We start from the raw sequence: 7,146 nt of genomic DNA on the forward strand, positions 1-7,146 counted from the left end.
TCTTACAGGCACCATGTAAGTTTTTTTGCAAGTCTACTGCGATAAACGGGGGAAATGGGGGGGATAAATGCTTTTTTGAATTTATTCGGTTGAAAACAGCCGATCAAGGGGTGATTAGTTGCTTTTTTGCACTTCCTGTCCCATCGGCAAACGCGAAGCCCTCGGGTAATTTGGATTTTGCACCCGCGCCTTTTTGCAGATAGACGTCCACCGCCTTTTCGTTCTTTTCCAAACTACGATGCCGGAGGGGGCGCCAGGCCCTGAAGCCAGAGGCAGGCCAAATTGGCTTGGATTTTTCGCTCCAATTGACGTTCGGAACGTGTACCGTTGTAAGGGGCAAAATGGTTGTGCTATAGCATTGAACATTAACGCGGCCGTCTAAAATTAATTCGCACGAAAAAGGCTATCAAGACTTTCCCGATAGCCTGAACCCACGGCTTTAAACTAGCCGTTACAACAAGGCGCCGAAGGCTTCCTTGTGGCGCATGCGAGACGACGAGCCTGTCCCAAACATTCGTCCCCTTGCTGTTGATGGGGATGTTTTCGTTTGCCGTCCGTTTTTTCGCAGCTTTTATGAGCAGGATGCCTCCAGGGCGATTTCCATCATTTTCGTAAAAGAGGTTTGTCTTTCTTCGGAGGTTGTTTCCTCCGCCCGAAACACATGGTCGCTGATCGTCAAAATACATAAAGCATTCACGCCGGCACGGGCCGCGTTCATGTACAAGGCCGCGGACTCCATTTCGATGCACAGGACGCCCATTTCCTTCCACTTGGCCGCCGCCGTTTGATCCGCATTATAAAAAACATCGCTGGCAAGAACGTTTCCCACATAGACCTTTTGCCCTTTACGATCGGCGGCTTGCTTGGCTTTTTCCAGCAAATCGAAGGAAGCGGTAATCGAATACTGCCCCGGGAGATTGAATTGATGGGCGTAATTCGAATTGGTCGAGGCCCCCATGGCCAAGACGATATCATACAGGTTCAGCTGATCTTGAAGCGCCCCGGCAGACCCGACACGGATCAAGTTCTTCACGCCAAAAACGTGAATAAGCTCCCAGGAATAAATGCTCATGCTGGGCATTCCCATGCCGGTTCCCATCACGGAAATTTTCTTTCCCTTATAGGTTCCGGTATAACCCAGCATCCCCCGCACCTCGTTAAAAAGCACGGCATTCTGCAAATAGGTTTCGGCGATAAATTTCGCCCGCAGCGGATCGCCGGGCAGCAAAATCGTTTCTGCTATTTCGGCTCCATTGGGCTTGATGTGAGGGGTTTCTTTAAATTGGGCTGTACTCATAGTGTCACGGCTCCTTCATGATTGGGCTTGATGGAAATATCAATATGCGAAAAGGGGTGGAAAGGACGGCATCTTAAAAGGCTGAAAGGCCTTCGGCGAACCAATGCGGGCAGTCGCCTCATTTACTATCTTTAACTCTTCATAGACAACCGTATACTCTTTGTCAGACATTACCCCGCAACGGGGAGAGCAAGCGAGGCCGCCATTTCTTCGCCCTCTACGAAAGCCGAAAGCCCATCGTCCATTGGTTTTCATGAAGCGCCCGATTGCAGCAGGGAATTCCCGATCGGTCGCGCCGACGGCGACAATATTGCGCGATGCCTTTCCACAACAACTAATTTTAACAGATCGCGCTCAATAGAAGAACAAAAGGCTCCCTCGTGAACGTCAATTTCTTCTCGCCGATGCGGGTAACGAGGCTGTTGGGAATGATCTCAATCACGTTGCACATGGAGGTGGATAAAGGGATTTCAGATGCCGCCCAGTGTCACCGGCTTTGCGTTCGGGTAGAGGAGGCAGCTTATCGGGGGCAGGCTATGATTTTGAAAACCCCTTTTTTTCTTTTTTTGAAACCATTTCCCCGCTTGTGTGTCATTATGGTGGAAAGAAGGTGAGAGGATGAACCAGAAGGAGCAACTGCTGGAATGGGTGCGGCTTTACCGGGATCGGCTCACCTATGTAGCTTATACGTATGTGCGCGACCAAAGCCGGGCGGAAGAGCTGGTGCAGGAGGCGTTTGTCCAGGCGTATGTGGCCGCCGACACGTTAAAGGACCCGAACCGGCCCTTTCCCTGGCTGGTGCGCATTGTGATCAACCAATGCCTGAACGCGCTCCGCAAATCCCGGAGGGAGCGGCCGTCTGCGTTTTTGCCGGAGCGGGGCGATAAAAGCACGGAGGACGTGTATCTGGAGCGGAGCAGGGACCGGGAGGTTTACGCGGCGATCTTGTCCCTGCCGGAGAAGTTCCGTACACCGGTCATTTTGTATTATTTCGAAGACATGCGGGTTCGGGAAATCGCCTTCTCGCTGAAGCTGAGCGAAGGAGCGGTTAAATCACGGCTTGCGCGGGGCAGAGCCGCGCTGAAGGAAAAATTGGTCAGGGGGGAGCGGCATGAATTTGGAGACGCTTATTCGTCAAGCTAAACCGGCGTACATCAGGACGGATGCGGCAAAAACGGCGGAGGCTGTGCTGGAGCGCGTGGAACGTCAGGCGCTGCCGGACTTGGAGGAACCGAAGGAGGCGGCAATTCGGCAAAGTGCAGGAACGAAGACGGGGCGTTTGAGCCGCCGCATCCGTACAGCGGGTCTCGCGGCTGGAGCGGCGGCGGTGGTGGCGGGCTGCATCATCGGGTCGGGCCTTGTGTCCCCAACGATGGCAAGCGCGCTGAAGCAGCTTCCGCTTGTGGGAGGATTCTTTGCCGAGGCCGGTGACGGCGGGCTGCAAACAGCCGCCTTGCAAGGGATGTCTATGGCGGTAAACGCACAGGCGACGCATGACGGCGTCACCTTCCGCATCTCGGACCTTATTTATGACGGTACACGTATCTCGATGGTGCTCAGCCGGGAAACCGCCGACGGCAAAAACCCGCCGCTTACAAAATGGTTGGATCGCGGATACGAGGACTATACCGCGAGTCTGAAAAAAGGCGAGCCGGGCAAGCAGCCTATTCAGGTTTACGCCAACGGCGAAGAGCTCAAGGCAACCCGCCATTTGGCATCGGATATTCTGCATCACCACGCTTCAATTCTGACGCTGGAGGCGGCAGTGGCGGAGACCGGAACCGCTTCGCTCAATTTGCCGGACGCCTTCGAGCTGGAGGTCCGGCTGTGGGACCCTGCGGTGGGCGAGGCGTTTACCTTGGCGTTTCCCGTGAAGAAAACGACCCAAAGCTGGACGGTATTGACGTCGGACGAACGAAAGACATCCGGCACTTTCGAAATGGCGATCGGGAAGGTGGAGATGACCGAGGCCAGTCTGGTGCTGGAAACGAAGCTTTACGCAAAGGAAGGACAAGAGCTGGGGAGCGTCGGGGATTCGCTGGAGTACGAAATTTTGAACGAGCGCGGGGAGACGGCGCTGGCCATGGGCGGCAGCAGCGCACCGGGAACGGAAAAAGGCGTGTATGTGAACGCGGCGCAGTACGTTCCCTTCAAGGAGCGGCCGCAGGAGCTTCGTATCCGCCCTTATCTGGCGCAAGGCAAGGGCGGGAAACAATACTTGCCCGAGCTTGAATTTACGCTCCCGGTACCGGCTGAGTAGGAAGCCTTTAAGGCTCTGCGTAAGCGCAGGATAAACAGAAGACAGGCTGCCGGGAAAATCCCGGCAGCCTGCTGCCGTGAGAGGGCCTGACGACGCGTTTTCGCACCGGCGCTTGCGGAAGCGGGCTTCGGTCCTCCGGGGCTTAACGGTGGGCTTTCGATCCGGATGGCCCGATTTACTGCGGCGTACCCTGGGTTACTCCATGAACGTAGCTGAGCCAAGGGGTATCCAGCGCTCCTTGACCGGGATTATAGGTAAAGGAGTAATCGACTTTATCTCCGGGGCGCAGGTTTTTGACGGGATACGAATAGTTGCCGTTCCCCGTATGCGTCATGGCGACGTTCAACTGCACGCCTCCATTGATCCGGTAGTGCAAGTCGGCAAAGGTTGCGCCATTTACATAAAACAGCAGGTCGTCGCCTGTTTTCTTAAGGCCCTTTACCGCATCGCCGATAACGATGGTTGTCGGAGGAGCGGGGACGACCGTGATGGTGGAGACGGCGGTTTTATTGCCGTCTGCGGTTCGGGCCGTTACGGTTGTCGTGCCCGGGGCGACCCCGGTTACGAGACCGCTCGCATTCACGGATGCGACGCCGGAATTGGCGGAGGTCCAGGCGACCTGCTTGTTCGTGGCGTTCGACGGGGCCACAGTGGCGCTCAGCTGGACGCTTTTTCCGGCCTCCACCTGTACCGTTGCGGGGGTTGCCGTGACGCCGGAAACCGGTACGTTTCCGGGATTCCCGCCGCCTGCTTTATAGGCGCGCACATAATCCACCTGCATCGTGGCCGGAATATCGGACGGGCTCGGGGTCCGGCCGCCGTCGAAGGTCCCGCCGATCGCCAGATTCATGATGAGGTAGAACGGCTGGTCAAAGGGAGCGTTCGGGTTATTCGGGGCGGCTGCGGAATACCACTCCTCCCGGGTAGCCTTAAAGAAGAACTTGCCGTCCACATACCATTTGATGCTGTCCTCTTCCCAGACCACCGAGTAGACATGATAGTCATTGGCAAAGGTTTGCCCGGCCGGGAAGTGATACTCGCCGGACAGAAACCGGTTCGCCGGCCATTGACTGCCAAAGTGGATCGCGCCGCTGGTTGTGCCCGGCAAGCGTCCCCTCGCTTCCATGACGTCAATTTCGCCGGACGACGCCCAGGTGCCGTAAACGTTGTCCTGCGGCAGCATCCACAAGGCCGGCCAGATGCCGTTGCCGATGGGCAGTTTGGCGCGGAAGTCGACCCGGCCGTATTTAAGCGAAAACAGATTTTTGGTATTCAGCTTGCCGGACGAGTAGGGAGCAACCCGGCCCGGGTCCTGCGGGAAAGTTTTTGGTTCGTTCAACGCACGGATCGTCAGCTTTCCGTCCTGCAGGAAGACATTTTGCGTGCTGGTCGTGTAGTGCTGCAATTCCTGGTTGCCCCATCCCCAGGTGTTGGGATCATCATTGAGGTAGTAGCCGGGCTCGTAGTTCCATTTGCTTCGGTCAAGCGCGGTCCCGGAAAATTCATCCTGCCAGATCAGCGACATTCCCGCGATGGCCGGGTCGCTTGGCGTTCCGATCGGAATGTCCGCCTGGTCGCTTGCATCCGGACGGGGAGCGTTCGGATTGCCGACGAACGTATAGGTAACAAAATTGCTGCCCACGCTTCCGCCCGCCTGTCCGTTTAACGGATAGCCGATGCGGATCTGCATATTCTCCTGAATGGGCTGGAACCACAGCCCGTAGATGTAATCCGACCAATAGCCCCATTGGTTGGCGTCGGACCGGTTGTTGTAGCCGTTCGCGGAGTAGACAAACTTGCTCCGGGCGGAATCGCTCAGGTCCACCCATTGGCCGTTGATATTAATCTGATACACGAAGCCGCCAAGCTCCGTGCCGATCGCCGGAGACCCGCCGATTTTGGGCAGCGGGACGCCGATGGCCCCGCTCGCGTCCGCCGTAAAGGTCGTCCCTTCATAAGGCGTAAGAACATAGGAGTTCCTTACGGGCTTCGGAAAAGTGATGGTATACACGACGTTGGCGGAAGAGGTTTTCGATTGCAATTTGACGTTAATGGATTCCGTTACGTTAAACCAGTAGCCGCCGCCTCCGTCGGTGAATTGGCCAAAGTTCTGATCGTAAATCCAGCCGCTGGCCGCATTGTTGTCGATGTCGATCCACTGGCTGCTGTTGACGGGTTTGACGTACACCTTCAGATCCTCCGCCACGGCGGCATAGGGGATGGCCGGGTTATTGTTGAAAACCGGATAAGTAAAGCCGGACCCGCCCGTATAGCTCGCCGTGAGCTGCGGCCCCTGGGTAGGGGTCATCGCCGTAATGGTGGTTTTGTTTATGTTCTGAAAGACAAGGCTGTAGTTCAGGGTAACCCCATTCGCTTTGGAGTAGAGCTGAATTTCGGTCGAGGAAGTGAGGAGGAACCAATAGCCGGTAAAGCCTCCGTCGTTCCAATGCCCCCAGTTCTGGTTGTAGACAAAGCTTCCGACACTGTCGATGTCGACCCAGCTGCCGTTCACCTTCACCTTTACCCCCAGGTCCTGAACAACATCGCTCCAGGTGGCGGAGCCTCCGTTAAAGACCGGCATGACAAAGCCGAAGCTGGCTTGTCCAACCCCCGATTTCGTAATGATCGGCCCGTCCGCCGCTGAAAAGTAAGCCATCGAAGTAATTTTGGTTCCCTCCGCTGCCTGAACCTTCGAGCCTGGCAAAAGACCGACACCCGCCAGCAGCACGACCGCCAAAAACAAACTGAACGCCTTCAGCCAAAACCGCCTTTCCGCCCTGTGTGCTTGCATCCTAATACCCTCCTTTGAACCATAATGGATCCGCCAGCGTTCGAGAAAACGCTTACACTGGGAATCGTCTCCATTTTAGCGAATGGGTTCATCGGATGGATAGGTACCATTTTTTTGATTGTGCACCATTTTTTCGGATTTGGCGATTGTGTTGAGCTCTTATTTCAGGGAGTTTATACGGAGGGGGAAAAGGTTTGGCTCGTAATCGGAAAAAGCGTGAGGAGCGGCGGCGAAATCGGAAAAAGCGTGAGGACGGCGGTGAAATCGGAAAAAGCGTGAGGACGGCGGTGAAATCGGAAAAGCGTGAGGACGGCGGTGAAATCGGAAAAGCGTGAGGAGCGGCGGCGAAATCGGAAAAGCGTGAGGAGCGGCGGCGAAATCGGAAAAACGTGAGGAGCGGCGGCGAAATCGGAAAAGCGTGAGGAGCGGCGGCGAAATCGGAAAAAGCGGGAGGACGGCGGTGAAAGCAGCGGTAGCTGTACCTGGCGCGCGGTATGGCGGAGGACGTGCCGGCAAACGCGGCTGCGGAAAATGCGGCCTGTTTACCTCTGCCGGCGGCCGGCTGGGAAACGCTAACGGTTGCCAGTGAGCTTATTTCGCAAAAGCCGGGGCTTCCCGGAATGTAACGGTTGCCACTGCGCCTATTTGCCGGTCAGAGGCCGCTTGTCCGTCTTTTGGCCGTAAATAAGCCCGCTCACAACCGTTAGAGAAGGAAACAGAGACTTTTTAGCCGGATAAGCTCTGTGGCAACCATTAGCCACCCATGCCCTGGCGGGCACCACAGAAAATGAAAATAAA

General features: G+C 55.9%; 5 protein-coding genes. 2 read left to right on the forward strand and 3 right to left on the reverse strand.

Annotation, left to right across the window (positions count from 1 at the left end):
• Window positions 1-571 precede the first annotated feature (571 nt).
• Both deoD and AC6I6H_RS22280 read right to left on the reverse strand, forming a co-directional pair.
• Window positions 572-1,297 carry a purine-nucleoside phosphorylase gene (deoD, locus tag AC6I6H_RS22275; protein ID WP_497956770.1) on the reverse strand — a complete coding sequence of 242 codons (726 nt, stop codon included), beginning with the start codon at window positions 1,295-1,297 and terminating at the stop codon, window positions 572-574.
• Window positions 1,298-1,336: 39 nt separating this feature from the next.
• On the reverse strand, window positions 1,337-1,636 hold the full coding sequence (locus AC6I6H_RS22280) for an adenine deaminase C-terminal domain-containing protein (RefSeq protein WP_497956778.1): 300 nt from the start codon (window positions 1,634-1,636) through the stop codon (window positions 1,337-1,339).
• A gap of 279 nt (window positions 1,637-1,915) precedes the next feature.
• Here AC6I6H_RS22280 and AC6I6H_RS22285 point away from each other — a divergent pair, with 279 nt between their 5' ends.
• Together AC6I6H_RS22285 and AC6I6H_RS22290 are read left to right on the forward strand one after the other, a co-directional pair.
• Window positions 1,916-2,440, forward strand: coding sequence for an RNA polymerase sigma factor (locus AC6I6H_RS22285; protein ID WP_497956772.1), 525 nt, complete (start codon window positions 1,916-1,918; stop codon window positions 2,438-2,440).
• Complete coding sequence (locus AC6I6H_RS22290; RefSeq protein ID WP_497956773.1) at window positions 2,409-3,557, forward strand: DUF4179 domain-containing protein; 1,149 nt, start codon at window positions 2,409-2,411, stop codon at window positions 3,555-3,557. Before AC6I6H_RS22285 ends, AC6I6H_RS22290 begins: the two co-directional genes overlap by 32 nt.
• Window positions 3,558-3,732: 175 nt before the next feature.
• On the opposite strand, the gene AC6I6H_RS22295 is transcribed toward AC6I6H_RS22290, so the two are convergent.
• Window positions 3,733-6,348 carry a family 16 glycosylhydrolase gene (locus tag AC6I6H_RS22295; RefSeq protein WP_497956777.1) on the reverse strand — a complete coding sequence of 872 codons (2,616 nt, stop codon included), beginning with the start codon at window positions 6,346-6,348 and terminating at the stop codon, window positions 3,733-3,735.
• Window positions 6,349-7,146 lie beyond the last annotated feature (798 nt).

Source organism: Gorillibacterium sp. sgz306347, assembly GCF_059735245.1.